The 15,619-nt window shown below is 70.0% G+C and carries 13 protein-coding genes; 7 read left to right on the top strand and 6 right to left on the bottom strand.

Annotated elements, in window-relative coordinates; all coding sequences use genetic code 11:
• Positions 1–230: 230 nt before the first annotated feature.
• Positions 231–1,925 (top strand): sensor histidine kinase, encoded by a 1,695-nt coding sequence (locus BCL76_RS31205; protein WP_109782704.1) that lies wholly within the window; start codon positions 231–233, stop codon positions 1,923–1,925.
• A 16-nt stretch (positions 1,926–1,941) separates the two neighbouring features.
• Here BCL76_RS31205 and BCL76_RS31200 read toward each other — a convergent pair whose 3' ends face one another.
• Together BCL76_RS31200 and BCL76_RS31195 are read right to left on the bottom strand one after the other, a co-directional pair.
• Complete coding sequence (locus BCL76_RS31200; RefSeq protein WP_375137984.1) at positions 1,942–2,391, bottom strand: pyridoxamine 5'-phosphate oxidase family protein; 450 nt, start codon at positions 2,389–2,391, stop codon at positions 1,942–1,944.
• A gap of 165 nt (positions 2,392–2,556) precedes the next feature.
• Complete coding sequence (locus tag BCL76_RS31195; RefSeq protein ID WP_146228455.1) at positions 2,557–2,940, bottom strand: STAS domain-containing protein; 384 nt, start codon at positions 2,938–2,940, stop codon at positions 2,557–2,559.
• 207 nt (positions 2,941–3,147) lie between these two features.
• On the opposite strand from BCL76_RS31195, the gene BCL76_RS31190 reads away from it, so the two are divergent.
• Positions 3,148–3,849 (top strand): response regulator, encoded by a 702-nt coding sequence (locus tag BCL76_RS31190; RefSeq protein ID WP_109782701.1) that lies wholly within the window; start codon positions 3,148–3,150, stop codon positions 3,847–3,849.
• A gap of 67 nt (positions 3,850–3,916) precedes the next feature.
• On the opposite strand, the gene BCL76_RS31185 is transcribed toward BCL76_RS31190, so the two are convergent.
• Positions 3,917–4,792, bottom strand: a complete 876-nt coding sequence (locus BCL76_RS31185) for a universal stress protein (protein WP_109782750.1) — start codon at positions 4,790–4,792, stop codon at positions 3,917–3,919.
• A 244-nt stretch (positions 4,793–5,036) separates the two neighbouring features.
• Between BCL76_RS31185 and BCL76_RS31180 the strand changes: the two genes are divergently transcribed.
• From BCL76_RS31180 to BCL76_RS31155, 5 genes are all read left to right on the top strand, one after another.
• Complete coding sequence (locus BCL76_RS31180) at positions 5,037–7,406, top strand: phosphoketolase family protein (protein WP_109782700.1); 2,370 nt, start codon at positions 5,037–5,039, stop codon at positions 7,404–7,406.
• Between the two features lie 127 nt (positions 7,407–7,533).
• Positions 7,534–8,178 carry a CBS domain-containing protein gene (locus BCL76_RS31175; protein WP_109782699.1) on the top strand — a complete coding sequence of 215 codons (645 nt, stop codon included), beginning with the start codon at positions 7,534–7,536 and terminating at the stop codon, positions 8,176–8,178.
• A 97-nt stretch (positions 8,179–8,275) separates the two neighbouring features.
• Entirely contained in the window at positions 8,276–8,992 is a 717-nt protein-coding gene (locus BCL76_RS31170) for a response regulator (RefSeq protein ID WP_109782698.1), read from the top strand.
• A 68-nt stretch (positions 8,993–9,060) separates the two neighbouring features.
• Positions 9,061–9,441 carry a CBS domain-containing protein gene (locus BCL76_RS31165; RefSeq protein ID WP_258309992.1) on the top strand — a complete coding sequence of 127 codons (381 nt, stop codon included), beginning with the start codon at positions 9,061–9,063 and terminating at the stop codon, positions 9,439–9,441.
• Between the two features lie 253 nt (positions 9,442–9,694).
• The gene (locus BCL76_RS31155) at positions 9,695–10,201 is read left to right on the top strand and encodes a CBS domain-containing protein (RefSeq protein WP_109782697.1); all 507 of its coding nucleotides are present in this window, start codon (positions 9,695–9,697) and stop codon (positions 10,199–10,201) included.
• Between the two features lie 736 nt (positions 10,202–10,937).
• Here BCL76_RS31155 and BCL76_RS31140 read toward each other — a convergent pair.
• The 3 genes from BCL76_RS31140 to BCL76_RS31130 form a co-directional block, all read right to left on the bottom strand.
• A complete protein-coding gene (locus BCL76_RS31140) occupies positions 10,938–12,668 on the bottom strand; it encodes a sensor histidine kinase (RefSeq protein WP_109782695.1) in 1,731 nt (576 codons plus the stop codon).
• 96 nt (positions 12,669–12,764) lie between these two features.
• Positions 12,765–13,022 (bottom strand): DUF1918 domain-containing protein, encoded by a 258-nt coding sequence (locus BCL76_RS31135; protein ID WP_109782694.1) that lies wholly within the window; start codon positions 13,020–13,022, stop codon positions 12,765–12,767.
• Positions 13,019–15,619 carry a cation-translocating P-type ATPase gene (locus BCL76_RS31130; RefSeq protein WP_109782693.1) on the bottom strand — a complete coding sequence of 867 codons (2,601 nt, stop codon included), beginning with the start codon at positions 15,617–15,619 and terminating at the stop codon, positions 13,019–13,021. The genes BCL76_RS31135 and BCL76_RS31130 overlap by 4 nt, the downstream gene beginning before the upstream one ends.

Raw genomic sequence — 15,619 nt, 5'->3', positions numbered from 1 at the left:
CGGTCGGCGTCCATCGGCCGAGGTGGAGACACTGCTTGGAATCAGGGCACCGACGGAGAATGCCCGTTCGCGTCACGCCGCACTTGATGGCATCTGTCGTCGCGGGCATCCTTGCGCAACCCAACCCTTCAGGACGGCGTATCGATACGCTGGCCTCAGCCGGGACAGCACCCCGGCGATCGGAGGGGAAGCACGTGGCTGTGGGGGATCCTTTGACGCGGGTGCCGCGCATGCGGCTGGACGAGCTGCTGGAGGAACTCCAGGTCCGCATCGACGAGGTGCGCGGTACCCGGGACCGGGTGCACAGCCTGCTGGAGGCCGTCGTCTCGGTGGGACGCGAGCTGGATCTCGCCCAGGTGCTCCGTCGGATCGTCGAGGCGGCTGCGCTGCTGGTGGACGCCGAATACGGGGCGCTCGGCGTGATCGGTCCCGACGGGCGCAGGCTCGCGCAGTTCTTGACCGTGGGGCTCACCCACGAGCAGATCGGCGCTATCGGCCCCCTGCCGGCCGGCCACGGATTGCTCGGTGAGGTGATCCACCACCCGGAGCCGTTGCGCCTGACCGATCTCGGGGCGCACTCCTCGTCCCACGGGTTTCCGGCCCAGCACCCACCCATGCGTACGTTTCTGGGCGTGCCGATCCGGGTCCGTGACGAGGTGTTCGGGAATCTCTACCTGACCGACAAGCGGGGCGGGGTCGACTTCGACACCGAGGACGAGACCGTGATCTCCACCCTCTCGGTCGCTGCGGGCGTGGCGATCGACAACGCGAGGCTCTACGAGGGCTCGCAGCGCCAGCAGCGATGGCTCAAGGCGAACGCGGAGATCACCGAGAGCCTTCTGTCCGGCAGTTCGCGCCCCGCGGTGCTGGAGCTCATCGCCCGCCGCGCCCAGGAGATCACCGCGGCACGGCTCGCGCACATCGCCGTTCCGGTGGACGGCGTCGATGGCTTGGTCGTGGAATTCGCGGCGGGTGCGAACGGAGACGCGTGGCAGGGCCTCGTCATTCCCATCGACGGCACGCTCAGCGGGACCGCGCATCGGACAGGCAAACCGATGACAGCGATACTGGCCGGGGACGACGGGCACAGGCAGTACCCGGATGGGTCTCAGGTCCCGCGGCAGGACGGTCTGGGGCCTGCCGTAGCGGTTCCGCTGGGCACTACGGGTGAGGAGAGCCGAGGCGTGCTGCTGCTCTCACGCTCGGCGGGTGATCCGGTGTTCGGCGAGGGCGAACTGGAACCGCTCGTCGCTTTCGCGGGGCAGGCCGCGATCGCTCTGGAGCTGGCGGAGCGGCGTCGGGACACCGAGCAGATCGCCCTGCTCGAAGAGCGCGACAGGATTGCTCGTGACCTCCACGACCTGGCCATCCAGCGGCTTTTCGCCACCGGTATGACCTTGCAGAGCGCCGCCCGGCTCGTGGAGCACGAAGGGGCCGCCGAGCGGGTCGGCCGGGCGGTCGACGACCTGGACGAGACCATCAAGATCATCCGCTCCACGATCTTCGGTCTCCGCACGAAGGACCGTGAGGCCGGACCCGGGCTGCGCGCACGCGCCGCCCGCGCGGTCGGGGACGCGGCCACGGCCCTGGGCCATCCACCGCGCCTGAGCATGGAGGGACTCCTCGACACCGACGTTCCCCTTCAGATCGCCGATCACGTACTCGCCGCACTGGGTGAACTCCTCAGTAACGCGGCTCGTCACGCACAGGCGACCCGGGTCGGGGTGACCCTCAAGGCTGGGCCCGGCGAGCTCGTCCTGACCGTCTCGGACAACGGCAAGGGCATCCCCGAACAGGGGCGCAGAAGTGGTCTGCGCAACCTCGACGAGCGGGCGCAGGACGTGGGCGGGACCTTCACCATCGAATCTCCCGAGGAGGGCGGCAGCCGGCTGGTGTGGCGTGCACCGATCCCGGGCACCGGCTGAGGACGTGGGCACGGAATCAGCCGCAGATCACCGGGACGCTCGACGGTGGTGCGGTGTCCAGCCGGAAGCCGGTCACGAGATCAGGGCGGATCCGCACGGCGCAGGTCATCGGCTGCCTCACCCACGGGTGCAGCAGGGCCGCGTACCGTGCGGCTTCCTCGGCCTCGGCCACCGGCCGAGCGTAACCGGTGACGACGACGCTCCACCCCAGGTGGGTGACGGGATCGATGGCATCCGCTTCGTAGGCAACCACCACCCCAGGACCGTCCCCAGGCGCCGTGAGAGCGGCCAGAGCACCGCCTTCGTGGATCCGGATCACGATGTCCTCGCCGTCGACGAGGTGGTTCACCGGCCGGACGGCGGGCAGCGCGTGCTGTGTGAAGACGATACGTCCCAGCGACACCGATGCGAGCAGTCCCAGGGCTTCGGCCCGGTCCAGTTCGCGCATGTGCCGTTCGGCCATCATGCTCCTCCGACGGGCGCTTCGCTCCCTACCTGCCTGATCCATCTCGCGTTCCTTCGTCCGGCCCCGATCTGTCCTCACGGTTCTCCAGCGTCCATGCCGATCAATCGAAGGGCCCCTGCCGTACAGCCCCTTCCCTCTGCCTTCGAGTCCTGACAGCGGGCGTCCTCACGAGACGACGAGCCTCAGGTCTCGGTCGGCGCCGAGCACGCGGATGGACTTGACCACCGGAGGCGGTACGTCACAGAGGAGGAGCCGCGTGCCCGCAGCACGGCAGCGGCGGTCCAGACGTACGAAAAGGTCGATGCCCGCGCTGTCACAGAAGGAAAGGCGACACAGGTCCAGGACCAGGTTCCTGCAGTCGGACTCAGCCAGTTCACGCAGACGGGGCCCCACCTGTTCTGCGGTGTAGCAGTCCAGCTCCCCGGCCAGGGCGACTCTCAGAGCGCGGTCGTCGCGCGCCACAGTCTGCAAGTTGATCAGGGCGGTTGTCATGGCGTCCTCCGCGCTGCGCGCGACTTCGTCGAGCCGCTGCCGTTCCTCGTGCGACAACACTCCACCGGCGCCGGGGCCGCTCGAAAGGCCCGGCAGGTCCCTTCGGCAGGGCCGAAGGTCCCGTTCCCGGGGGACTCGTCGGGATCTGGCATTCCCCGCACGGCTCCGTCGATGAGGGCCGATCGGCCCTGGCCGTTCGGCCCTCAGGCGGGCAGGATGCCGGTGTTCCTGTGTCCAGGACGGACCCAGTCGAAGGAGTCGCTCATGACCGGCAGCGGTGCCCCCTCCCCCGCGACGGACCCCATCACCGTCTTCTTGCTCGACGACCACGAGGTCGTCCGCCGGGGGGTGCACGACCTGCTGGACGCCGAGCCCGACCTCACCGTGGTCGGTGAGGCCGGCACGGCGCAACAGGCACTGGCCCGCATTCCGGCGCTGCGTCCCCGGGTGGCGATCCTGGACGTGCGGCTCCAGGACGGCGATGGGGTGAGCGTGTGCCGTGAGCTGCGCTCACAGATGCCCGAGTTGGCATGTCTCATGCTCACCTCGTTCGACGACGAGGAGGCCCTCCTGGATGCCGTGATGGCGGGAGCCTCGGGATACGTCCTGAAGCAGATCACCGGCACCGACCTGGTGACCGCCGTACGGACGGTCGCATCTGGACAGTCGATGCTCGACCCCGGTGCCACCACACGGCTGATGGCCCGCATGCGCGGCAAAGTGCCGCAGGAGGAACGGGTCCCGGGACTCGCCGGCTTCACGGACCGCGAGAAGGAAATCCTTCTCATGGTCAGCGAGGGCCTCACCAACCGGGAGATCGGCAAGCGCCTCTACCTGGCCGAGAAGACCGTGAAGAACATCATCTCGCGGCTGTTCGTCAAGCTCGGGGTGGAGCGGCGCGTCCAGGCCGCCGTGATCGCCAGCCACGCGCTGGCACCGACCGGCCGGCACTCGGCCCCCCGGTAGGTGCCATCTCGGAAGCGGACCGGGCCGGTCCCGAGGGGTGCGCCCGGTCCATACGTCCGTCGGCGGTTCAGTGGTGCGGCACGACGGCGACCGGACAGGCCGAGTGGTGCAGGACCGCATGGGCCACCGATCCGGTACGTGTGCCGAGCGCCGAGTCCCTGATCTGCCGGCCGACGACCAGCAGTTGAGCGTCCGAAGCGACGGACAGCAGCACGTGCCCCGCGCTGCCGTGCTCCACGTGCGCGATGACGTCCACCTCGGGATACCTCACCCGCCACGGCTCCAGAGCCTGCTCCAGCGCCGCCTTCTCGTACGGTTCCAGCCCGCCCAGCTGGTCGGCGATCCACAACGATCCGGGGCTGTAACCGTAGACCGGCGGCATGCTCCAGGCCCGGACGGCGCGCAGGGGCGACCTTCGTGCGGCGGCCGCCTCGAAGGCGAAGCGCAGTACGTCGGCGGATTCCTCCACGCCACCCTGTTGGCCGACGACCACCTCGCCCTCGGCGGGCCCGGGCGCAGCGATGCCGTGCCGGGCGCGGACGGAGACGACGGGGCATTCGGTGGAGGCGATCAGCTGCTGTCCGTAGGAGCCCAGCAGGAAGCCGGCGAGAGCGCTGTGACCGCGCGTGCCGAGCACCAGCATCTCCGCGTCCTTGGCGGCGCGCAGCAGGGCCGGCACGGGGACGTCCGGCACCACCTCCGCGGTGAGGGAGAGTCGCGGGTGGTGGCGGGTCAGCTCCGCCTGCGTCTCCTCCAGGATCTCCTGGGCACGGCGGGCCTCGACGCCGCGGTCCTGGACGACCGGGACGGCCAGTGGCTGCCACAGCCAGGCGTGTACCAGGTGCACGTGCATGTCACGTCGCTCGGCTTCCTCGGCCGCCCAGTCGGCCGCGGCCCGGCTCTCTGTGGAGCCGTCCACGCCGACGACGAGGGTGCGCTTCACGGTGCTGTCCTCCGTACTGATGCGCGAGGCATCGGGGTCGTTGGCCGGAACGGGTGGCGCCGGCCGGGGGAAGGACCGGGCGCCACCGGGATTCACCCTCCTCGGGTCGGGCATCCGCGGGAAAGGGCCGACGGTCCCTCCCTGAGGGCCGGTTCTCCCCTCCCGGGCGCGCCCGGCGGGCGCGCAGTGTGTCGGTATCGGCTCAGTCGACGAACGTCCCTGACCCTCACACGCAGGAGCGGACATGACCGCGTTGACCGCGCATTCGATCTCGGAGTTGGACGCCCACTGGCGCGCCGCGAACTACCTGGCAGTCGGCCAGATCTACCTCATGGCCAATCCCCTGCTGGCGCAGCCGCTGCGGCCGGAGCACATCAAGCCGCGGCTGCTCGGCCACTGGGGCACCTCGCCCGGCCTGAACCTGGTGCACACCCACCTGAACCGCGTGATCAAGGAGCGTTCGCTGCGGGCCCTGTGCGTCTGGGGCCCTGGCCACGGCGGACCCGCCGTCCTCGCCAACTCCTGGCTGGAGGGGACGTACAGCGAGACCTACCCGGAGGTGACGCGGGACGCCGACGGCATGGCCAAGCTGTTCCGGCAGTTCTCCTTCCCCGGCGGAGTGCCCAGCCACGTGGCGCCGGAGACACCCGGGTCCATCCACGAGGGTGGGGAACTCGGTTACGCCCTGTCCCACGCCTACGGAGCCGCGTTCGACCACCCCGACCTGCTGGTCGCCTGCGTCATCGGCGACGGCGAGGCGGAGACCGGACCGCTGGCCGCGTCCTGGCATTCGAACAAGTTTCTCGACCCGGTCAACGACGGCGCGGTCCTGCCCATCCTGCACCTCAACGGCTACAAGATCGCCAACCCGACGGTGCTGTCCCGGATCCCCGAGGCCGAGCTCGACGCCCTGCTGCGCGGCTACGGCCACGAACCCCTGTACGTGACCGGCAGTGAGCCGGCCCTGGTACACCAGGCCATGGTCCGCGCGATGGACCACGCCTTGGACCGCATCGCGGCCATCCAACGGCGGGCCCGGACAGCAGGGACCGGCTCGGATCGGGAGTACTTCCGCTGGCCCATGATCGTGCTGCGCACCCCCAAGGGCTGGACCGGTCCCGCGAACGTCGACGGAAACCCGGTCGAGGGAACGTGGCGCTCCCACCAGGTCCCGCTCGCCGGGGTACGCGAGAACCCGGCTCACCTGAAGCAGCTGGAGGAGTGGCTGCGCTCGTACCGGCCCGAGGAGCTCTTCGACGCCGAGGGCCGTCCGGTGGCGCAGGTCCTGGCGGGTGTCCCGGAGGGCGACCGGCGCCTGGGCGCAGTGCCGTACGCGAACGGGGGCCGCCTGCTGCGGCCGCTCCCGCTGCACGCGCTCGACGCACACTCCGTCCCGGTCGACAAGCCGGGCCGCACCCTGCACGAGCCGACCCGCGTGCTGGGGCACTTCCTCGCCCAGGTCATGCGGGACACGTCCGGACGGAGGGACTTCCGGGTCGTCGGACCGGACGAGACCGCCTCCAACCGGCTGGACGACCTGTACGAGGCCACCGGGAAGGCCTGGCAGGGCAGCGTCGAGGCCACCGACCGGAACCTGTCGCGTGACGGCCGGGTCATGGAGATCCTGTCCGAACACGTCTGCCAGGGCTGGCTGGAGGGCTATCTCCTCACCGGCCGCCACGGCCTGTTCTCCACGTACGAGGCCTTCGCGCACATCGTCGACTCCATGGTCGGCCAGCACATCAAATGGCTGAAGACCTCGCGCGAACTCCCCTGGCGCGCCCCCATCGCCTCCCTCAACTATCTGCTCACCTCACACGTATGGCGCCAGGACAACAACGGCTTCTCCCACCAGGACCCCGGCTTCGTCGACCACGTGCTCAACAAGAGCCCCGAGGTCGTCCGGGTCTACCTCCCGCCGGACGCCAACTCCCTCCTCGCCGTGACCGACCACGCCCTGCACAGCCGCGACCAGGTGAACGTGATCGTCGCCGGGAAACAGCCCTGCTTCGACTGGCTCACGCTCCAGGAGGCCCGCACGCACGTGGCGCGCGGTGCCGGTACCTGGGCGTGGGCCGGCACCGACGACGGCTCCCGCGAGCCCGACGTCGTCCTCGCCTGCGCCGGAGACGTCCCCACCATGGAAGTGCTGGCCGCCGCCGCCCTGCTCCGCGAGCACCTCCCCGCGCTGGCCGTCCGCGTCGTCAACGTGGTCGACATCGCCCGCCTGATGCCCCGCGGGGAACACCCGCACGGCATGACGGACCCCGAGTACGACGCCCTGTTCACGACGGACCGGCCGGTGATCTTCGCCTACCACGGCTACCCGTGGCTCATCCACCGCCTCGCCTACCGCCGTAGCGGCCACTCCCAGCTGCACGTGCGCGGATACAAGGAGTCCGGCACCACAACCACGCCCTTCGACATGGTCGTGCGCAACGACATGGACCGTTACCGGCTGGTCATGGACGTCATCGACCGCGTCCCCGGCCTCACGGGCCGCGCCGACCGGCTGCGTCAGGCCATGGCCGACCAGCGCATCCGCCACCACGACTGGATCCGCGGACACGGCACCGACCTGCCCGAGGTCGCGGATTGGTCCTGGCCCTGCTGAGCTCACATGGGCGGCGCCGGTCATGGGGCCGGTCGGCCCCCACATCGGCCCACTGGACCCTGCCGGCACAGGTGCCTCGGTGCCGAGACTGTAGAGAGTCCGACCCGACCACGGTAAGGAGTCGACCATGTCCGCATCCCGCTACACCGTCAGTGACGTCATGACGCATACCGCGATCGCCATCGGGCGGGAAGCCGGCTACAAGGAGATCATCGAACTCATGCACGAGTGGAAGGTGAGCGCGGTACCCGTTCTCGAAGGTGAGGGCCGTGTCGTCGGGGTCGTCTCGGAGGCCGATCTCCTGCCCAAGGAGGAATTCCGACGCGAGGAGCCCCACCTCCCAGACCAGCTGGAGGAGGCGTCCAAGGCCGCCGGGGTCCTGGCCGAGGACCTGATGTCAGCCCCGGCCGTCACCGTGCACCCGAACGCGACCATCGCCGAGGCGGCGCGCATCATGGCCCGCAAGCGGGTGAAGCGTCTGCCCGTCGTGAATGACCTCGGCATGCTGGAGGGCGTCGTCAGCCGCAAAGACCTGCTGAAAGTCTTTCTGCGCCCGGATGAGGAGCTGGAAGAGGAAATCCGTCAGGCCGTCGTGAGCGAACTCGCCCCAGGACTGTCGTTGACCTTCTCCGTGCAAGACGGTGTCGTCACCCTCCGAGGGCCACTGCGTGACCGCGCCCTGATCCCCCTCCTGGCCCGCGCCATCCGGGCGGTCGAGGGGGTCGTGGACGTCAGGATGGCACTCGACGGGGCGGTGGCGGCCAACACGTGACTCGACACCCACCCACACGATGAAGGTGCACATGAGCGAGCTACTGAGACAATTCGAAAGAAAGCGTCCCTAGCGTGGTTCGAATCAGGCGGCGAACATGTCCGACGTAGCGAGTACCTCCGCCGAGGCTCCGATCAAGGTGTTCCTTCTCGACGACCACGAAGTGGTCCGCCGGGGCCTGCATGACCTTCTGGACGCCGAACCGGACATCACCGTCGTGGGCGAGGCCGGCACCGCGGAGCAGGCACTGGCACGCGGCCCCGCCCTGCGACCGGACGTCGCGGTGCTCGACGTGCGCTTGCCCGACGGCGACGGCATCACCGTCTGCCGCGAACTCCGCTCACGCATGCCCGATCTGGCCTGCCTGATGCTGACGTCGTTCGACGACGAGGACGCGCTCTTGGACGCCATCATGGCGGGAGCCGCTGGATACGTACTCAAGCAGATCAAGGGATCCGACCTCCTCTCTGCCGTACGAACGGTTTCCACCGGCCAATCGATGCTCGACCCGGCCACCACCGCCCGGCTGATGCACTCCCTGCGTGACCCGGTTCCCGCCAAGGCGGCCGAAGATGCCCGCCTGGCCACCTTGTCCGAACGCGAGCGAGCGGTACTCGAACTCATCGGGGGCGGCCTCACCAACCGCCAGATCGCCAAGCGGCTCTATCTGTCGGAGAAGACCGTCAAGAACCACATCTCACGGCTGCTCGGAAAGCTGGGCGTCGAGCGCCGGGTCCAGGCCGCGGTCATCGCTGCACAGGTCCACGAGCACGAGGACGGAAGCAGCACCACGACATCACGATCGTCACGATGAGCCCTACTCCCGACCACGGGCGGAAGCCGGGCCGGATGACACGAAACGAGCCGGCGGCTGGAAGAATCGTGAAGCACTTGCGCACCGTGAACGATGTGATGACGCACGCCGCCGTATCAATTGATCCCGGAGCATCGGTTCACGACATCACCGAATCCATGAGCCGCTGGGGCTTCAGCTCCCTGCCCGTGCTTTCGACAGAAGGCCAGGTCGTAGGCGTCGTTTCGGAAGCCGATCTGTTGACCGAGGCAGAAGGCGCCGACGCATCCCACGCCGTGACCGCGGGGCAGCTGATGACCGCGTCGCCGGTGACCGTACCCAGGGATGCCACGATCGCGGGCGCCGCCCGACTGATGACGAAAGGACACTTCAAGCACCTTCCGGTGGTCGATGCCGATGGCCGTCGGGTCGCCCGAATCCGTCGCCGCCGCCCGCTGGGCCGGCCGTGAGGCCGTCCTAAGAGGCGCGGCGCGGGCTCGGCAGCGTACGAGGCTTCCTCGCGGGATCCGTCGGTCGGAGCACCATCATGGAGACCGATCGACCCGTGGTGCTCGTCCGGTCCCCCCACCTCACGGGCCCGACGCACCCGGCTCGGGCAGAACAGGGCCGTGCGGACCCGCCCTGGAGTCTGCCCGGCCCTCCCCCGGGCCGCTACTCCTGCCTACGGTGAATGCCACCGGCTCAAGGGGAAGGAACACGGCGATGAACGTATCCGCTTCGATGTCCGCCCCGGCGGTGTCCGTAAACGCCACGACGACCATCGGCGAGGCAGCTCGGCGCATGGACACCTACGGGGTCGGCTGCCTCGTCGTGACGGAGGGCGAAGCACTGCTGGGCATCGTCACCGATCGTGACATTGCGTTGCGTGCGGTGGCAGCGGGGCTCGACGGCGACGATCCGGTGGCAGGAATCATGACAGCACCCGCTCTCACGGTCGATGTCGCCGATGACATCCACGACGCGTACCGGAGGTTGCGCAGCGGTGGCGTGCGGCGCCTTCCCGTCCTCGACGGGCAGCGTGTCGTGGGGGTGCTGACGGTGGACGACCTGCTGATGGACGTCTTCCGCAGAGTGGCCGATCTGCTCGGCCCCATCGCGTGGAGCGTCCTGGAGGAGCCCCCAGGACCTCGGGACGAGATGGGCCCGCACGTACCACCGCACGAAGGAAGCCCGCACCTTCCTGCGGGACCTGAGAGGCCTACCGCTTGACGATGGGAGGTCGGTCAGCTCTCTTCGGCATCAGGCTTCTCGGGGATGCTCGTCACGGATCCGGCGTCGGATGATGGACGCGACCACCTGTACAGACACGACCGCCACCGCGACGAAGGCCGGCTCCCGCCGGCAGGGCGCGACAGCGACCAGGTGAGTGCGACGAGCAGCACGAACACCACTCCTGAGGCGGTGCCGGACGTCAGGATCAGCTTCGGCACGCACGCCGTGTGAACCTGGCCGTCCGGCGATCTCGCCCCCGAACTCACGCCGTACCCGCGGCTGGAGAGCAGGGCCGGGGTGAACCGTTCAGGCGGCCGTGGCGAGTTCACTGCTGATGTGGTGGGCCCAGGTCTGGATGCCCTCGGGGTCGCGGAAGTCACCGCCCTTGCCGTGACGGGCCAAAGCCTTGGCCATGAGTCCGGGCGTGCTCTCCGTGATACTCCCACCGAAGGTGACGTGCTCGCGGGCTCGCAGGCGTTCCGTCTGACGCGCGACGGCCGGAACCGGCGGAATCTCACCCTGCTCCGCAGAGCTGTCGACCGGACCGCTGCTGAACAGGAAGACCCCCAGCGCACCTTCCGGTGCGCGCGGACACCGCTGCCCGCCGCGAGACGAGTCCGAAGCGACCGGCACTGACGTGTACGAGGCCACGACGGCGATGTCGAACCTGAACGAGAGCGCAGACGAAATTCGGCCGACTCACGAGCGCCGCAGTCACCGCCGAGGGTGCTGGTCACGTCGGTGGTGCCAGGGGCACCTCCCATTCCAGTCTGGTGCCGTGCGCTTCTTCGGCCCGCCGAACTACCGACATGCGGCCGCCGAGCCGCTCGGCACGCTCGGCGAGGTTGCGAAGTCCGCTGCGCCGTTCACAGTCGGGCATGCCCACGCCGTCATCGGTCACCGTGAGGGTCAGCGCGCCATCCGCCGCGACGACGGCGACCTCCGCGTGCGCGGCCCGGGCGTGCCGGGCGATGTTGGTGAGTGCTTCTCCCAGCACGGCGAGGGCCTCGTCGGCCACGGCGGGTGGTACGTCGGTGTCGATCAGCCCTTCCATGCGCAGTGCTGGGGCGAACCCGAGGACGGCTGAGGCCTGGTCGAGTGTCTGGACGGCACGAGAACGCAGTTCGGAGCCGGTCGCCGGAGATGCGCGCTCACGCAACCCGAAGATGGTGGATCGGATGATCTTGATGGTGGCGTCGAGGTCGTCGACCGCGCGGCCGAGCCTCTCGGAGACTTCGGGGTGTTCGGCGAAACGCTGGGCGCTCTGCAGGGTCATTCCGGTCGCGAAAAGGCGCTGGATCGCCAGATCGTGCAGGTCGCGGGCGATGCGGTCGTGGTCCTCCAGCATGCTCATCTGTTCCGCGTCGCGGCGGCGGTCTGCCAGCTCCAGCGCGAGTGCGGCCTGCCCGGCGAAGCCGGGAAGCGCCGCGACCTCCGCAGCGGCGAACACGACGCGTCCGCGCCGTCGGGCCAGCATCAGCACGCCGTTCAGTCTCTCCTTGGTACTCACGGTTACCGCGACCGCCGGGCCGAACCCCTTCCAGCGTTCGGGCTGAACGGTGACCCGTTCGTCGTTTTCCACATCGGCCACCGTGACGAGACCGTCTCGTGCCAGAGCGGCTTCCGCCAGGGTTCCACGCGTCGTGGGCAGGACGATGCCCCGGTGAGCCTCCGCGCCCTCCCCCAGAGCCAGGGACCCGCGGAGCTCGCCCCCGGAGCCCAGGAGGTAGAAGACACCCAGGTCCGCGCCCGTGATGTCCACGGCCCTCTCCAGCATGCCCGCGAGGACCTCGTGGTCGGGCGCGCCCGAAAGCAAGGCGCTGGTGATGTCGGAGTTCGCTTCCAGCCAGCGCTCGCGGAGGCGGACGTCCGCGAACAGGCGCGCGTTCTCGATGGCGATGCCGGCGGCGACGGCGAGGGTGGACAGGACCGCTTCGTCCTCGGCGTCGAAGTCGGCGCCGCCGCGCTTCTCGGTGAGGTAGAGGTTCCCGAACACTGCCTCCCGAACGCGGATGGGGACACCGAGGAACGAGTGCATCGGCGGGTGGTGGGGCGGGAATCCGTACGAGGCGGGGTGCTCGGACAGCTCCGACAGGCGCAGGGGCTCCGGATGGCGGATCAGCTCACCGAGGATGCCGTGGCCGGAGGGCAGGTCGCCGATCTGCGAGCGGAGTTCGTCGTCGATCCCGACGGGGAGGAATTCGGCGAGCTTCTCCGCGTCACCGATGACGCCGAGTGCCCCGTACTCGGCATCCACCAGCACCACGGCGGCTTCGACGATGCCGTTCAGTACCTGGGGCAGGTCGAGTTCCCGACCTACCGACATCACGGCTTCCAGCAATCCGTTCAGCCGGTCCCGTGTGCCCCGGACCTCGTCGATGCGTACCTGCAGCTCGTCGAGCAGTTCGTCCAGGCGCAACCTCGGCACGCCGCCGCTACGGGCGGGCCGGCCGTCCGCGCTCATGTCCCACCTCCGGCCGGCAGCAACCGCGAGAAGACCACGTCTCCACCGTAGCCCCGACCGGAGGTGGGATCCCGCCCGGACGGGTTCCCTTGGCCCTTATGGCCGCTGCTTGTCCACTCGGTCGCGCGCGGGTTCGTGCAAGTGGTGGACGTGCGCGTCCGGACCGGGGAAGAACACCGACGTGCGACCGGTGTCGGACCAGCGGACGTCGTAGGGCGGGGTGCCGTCCATGTGGTGTAGGGCGATGACCTCTCCGTCCCGTCCCGGCTTTCCTATGGAGGGGCCGCCGACGAGGATCTGGTCGCCGACCTCGGCGTGGAAGCCATGCGTGTGGGGAGGGGAGAACGTGTTCATGATCGTGCCTTTCTGCGGAACGCGCCCCGCAGGAGCCGGGCTGCGATGAATGCGGCGAGTGCCGCGGCCGCGGCGAGCTGGACGCCGCTCCAGCCCACCGGCTCGGTGTCCAGCAGCGACTGCAGGAAGGGGACGTGCAGGGCGGCCATGGCCAGTGCGGCGGATCCGGCCACGGATGCGGGGAGGAAGAGGTTGGCCCTGGTCAGGAGGCGAGCCCGCAGGCCCAGGGCGACGCCCAGTTGAGCAGCCAGCAGCGCCAGGAAGAGGACGCTCTGCCAGGGCAGGTCCATGGTCCGGGCGGCAGTGCCGGCGAGCAGGCTGAGCATGGTGACCACGGCGGCCAGGACCACGAGCCGCTGCCACACTCCTGCGGCGAGGATGTGCTGTCCGGGGGGCCGCGGCGGGCGACGCATGGCCTCCGGAGAGACGGGCTCGGCCCCCATGGCCACGCCGGTGAGTCCGTGGGTGAGGAGGTTGATCCACAGGATCTGGCCTGCCCGCAGAGGTAGCGGGAGTCCGAGGAGCGGGCCGGTCAGCATCACGAGGATCTCGGCCGCCCCTCCGGCCATGGCGTAGACGAGGAATCGGCGGATGTTGTCGTAGACGCGCCGGCCCTCTTCCACAGCGGTCACGACGGTGCCGAGCTCGTCATCGGTGAGGACGAGGTCGGCCGCCTGGCGGGCCACCTCGGTGCCGCGGGCCCCCATGGCGACGCCGATGTCGGCCTGGCGCAGCGCGGGGCCGTCGTTGACCCCGTCGCCGGTCATGGCGGTCACGACACCGCGGGCACGCCAGGCGTGAACGATGTCCACCTTCTGCTGCGGGTCGGTCCGGGCGAAGATCCGTACGCCGGTCACGTCGGCGTCCGGAGATGCGGCCAGCTCGGGACCGGTAAGGACCTCGCCGGGTTCACCGTCCTCGACGAGACCGGTGCGCACGGCGATGGCGCGGGCCGTCGCCGGGTGATCGCCGGTGATCAGGACGGGGGTGATCCCGGCGGCACGGCAGGCCGACAGGGTGGCCGCGGCGGATGCCTTCGGGGGGTCGCTGATGGCGACGAGGCCGAGCAGACGCAGCCCGTGCTCCGCGTCGGTGGCGGGCAAGGGCTGCCAGAGCCGCTCGAGGGCGGCCACGGCCAGTACGCGGAACCCCTGCGCGGCCAGGTCGGCAGCGTGCCGGTGGGCACGGGCCAAGGCCTCGGGTGGCTCCGCAAGTACTGCCGGGTCCAGGACCGCCTCGGGTGCCCCCTTGAGGCAGACCAGCACGTTTCCGTCGGGCAGGTGGTGGAGCGTGGTCATCCGCTTGCGCACGCTGTCGAAGGGGGCCTCTGCATAGCGAGGGCAGAGTCGGCGCAGCTCGGCGGGGTCGGGGCAGGCCACACGGGCCGCCGCTGCCAGCAGGGCGGCTTCCATGGGGTCCCCGACGGCTGTCCATGCCTCGGATTCGTTACGGGGAGGCCGCAGGCTCGCGTCGTTGCACAGGGCCGCCGTGGTGAGCAGCTCCCGCACGCTGCGGGCTTCCTCGGCGGCAACGGGGCGCCGGTCGCGTGTGAGGTCTCCGTGGGGCTCGTATCCGGTACCGGATACGTCCACGGTCCCGGCGGGGGTCCACACATGCTGCACGACCATGCGGCCCTCGGTGAGGGTGCCGGTCTTGTCGGTGGCCAGCACGCTCACCGAGCCGAGGGTTTCCACGGCGGGCAGGCGGCGGACGAGTGCGTGGCGGGCCGCCATTCTGCGGGCGCCCAGGGCCAGGGCCAGGGTGACGACGGCCGGCAGGGACTCGGGGACCGCGGCGACGGCCAGGCTGATGGCCGTGACGGCCATGGTGGCGATGTCCAGGCCGCGCACCAGGCCCAGCGCGAAGAACAGGACGCACAAGGAGACGATGACGATCGCCAGGACGCGCCCGAGCGAGGCGAGCCGACGCTGCAGCGGAGTGGGGTCGTGACCGCCCTCGTCCATGAGCGCCGCGATGCGGCCCAGGGCACTGGCTGGACCGGTGGCAGTGGCCGCGGCGGTGCCGCGGCCCCGAACGACGACGGTGCCTGCGCTCACGGACCCACCCGACGCCTTGGCGACCGGTTCGGACTCGCCCGTGAGCATGGACTCGTCCAACAGGAGTGCGGACGCCTCGACGAGGTCGGCGTCCGCCGCCACGATGTCGCCTTCGCCCAGCAACAGGGTGTCACCGGGGACGACGACCGCTGCGGGCACCTCGTGCGGAACTCCGTCACGCAGCACCCGGGCCTGCGGGGCGGAGAGCGCGGAGAGCGCGGCGACCGCGCGGTCCGCCCGGACTTCCTGGGCGACTCCCACCGTGGTGTTCACGACGACGACGAGGCCTATGACGACGGCGTCGGGGTGGTCTCCGATCGCGATGGTCAGCAGCACTGCGCCGAGCAGCACCATGATCAGTGGATCGCGCAGCTGGGCCAGCACCCTGCTGTACAGCGGTGTGGGCCGGGGAGGAGGGACTTCGTTGCGGCCGTGGCGGACCAGCCTGCGTTCGGCTTCGGCACGGGTCAGTCCGGTCCGTTCCGGCGCGGTCGGCTCCCGTTCCGGGACGGGCGGCTTCTCCGTGGCGGGGGTGGTCAT

The organism is Streptomyces sp. CG 926 (assembly GCF_003148825.1).
GTDB lineage: Bacteria > Actinomycetota > Actinomycetes > Streptomycetales > Streptomycetaceae > Streptomyces.
Note: the sequence above shows the minus strand (reverse complement) of the source record. Positions and strands in the feature narration are given on the sequence as shown.

What these genes read in the sequence shown, in the direction of transcription:
- BCL76_RS31205 (WP_109782704.1), top strand. Translation starts at nt 231, where the DNA reads ATGCGGCTGGACGAGCTGCTGGAGGAACTCCAGGTCCGCATCGACGAG.
- BCL76_RS31200 (WP_375137984.1), bottom strand. Translation starts at nt 2,391, where the DNA reads ATGATGGCCGAACGGCACATGCGCGAACTGGACCGGGCCGAAGCCCTG.
- BCL76_RS31190 (WP_109782701.1), top strand. Translation starts at nt 3,148, where the DNA reads ATGACCGGCAGCGGTGCCCCCTCCCCCGCGACGGACCCCATCACCGTC.
- BCL76_RS31180 (WP_109782700.1), top strand. Translation starts at nt 5,037, where the DNA reads ATGACCGCGTTGACCGCGCATTCGATCTCGGAGTTGGACGCCCACTGG.
- BCL76_RS31175 (WP_109782699.1), top strand. Translation starts at nt 7,534, where the DNA reads ATGTCCGCATCCCGCTACACCGTCAGTGACGTCATGACGCATACCGCG.
- BCL76_RS31170 (WP_109782698.1), top strand. Translation starts at nt 8,276, where the DNA reads ATGTCCGACGTAGCGAGTACCTCCGCCGAGGCTCCGATCAAGGTGTTC.
- BCL76_RS31155 (WP_109782697.1), top strand. Translation starts at nt 9,695, where the DNA reads ATGAACGTATCCGCTTCGATGTCCGCCCCGGCGGTGTCCGTAAACGCC.
- BCL76_RS31140 (WP_109782695.1), bottom strand. Translation starts at nt 12,668, where the DNA reads ATGAGCGCGGACGGCCGGCCCGCCCGTAGCGGCGGCGTGCCGAGGTTG.
- BCL76_RS31135 (WP_109782694.1), bottom strand. Translation starts at nt 13,022, where the DNA reads ATGAACACGTTCTCCCCTCCCCACACGCATGGCTTCCACGCCGAGGTC.
- BCL76_RS31130 (WP_109782693.1), bottom strand. Translation starts at nt 15,619, where the DNA reads ATGACCACCCCCGCCACGGAGAAGCCGCCCGTCCCGGAACGGGAGCCG.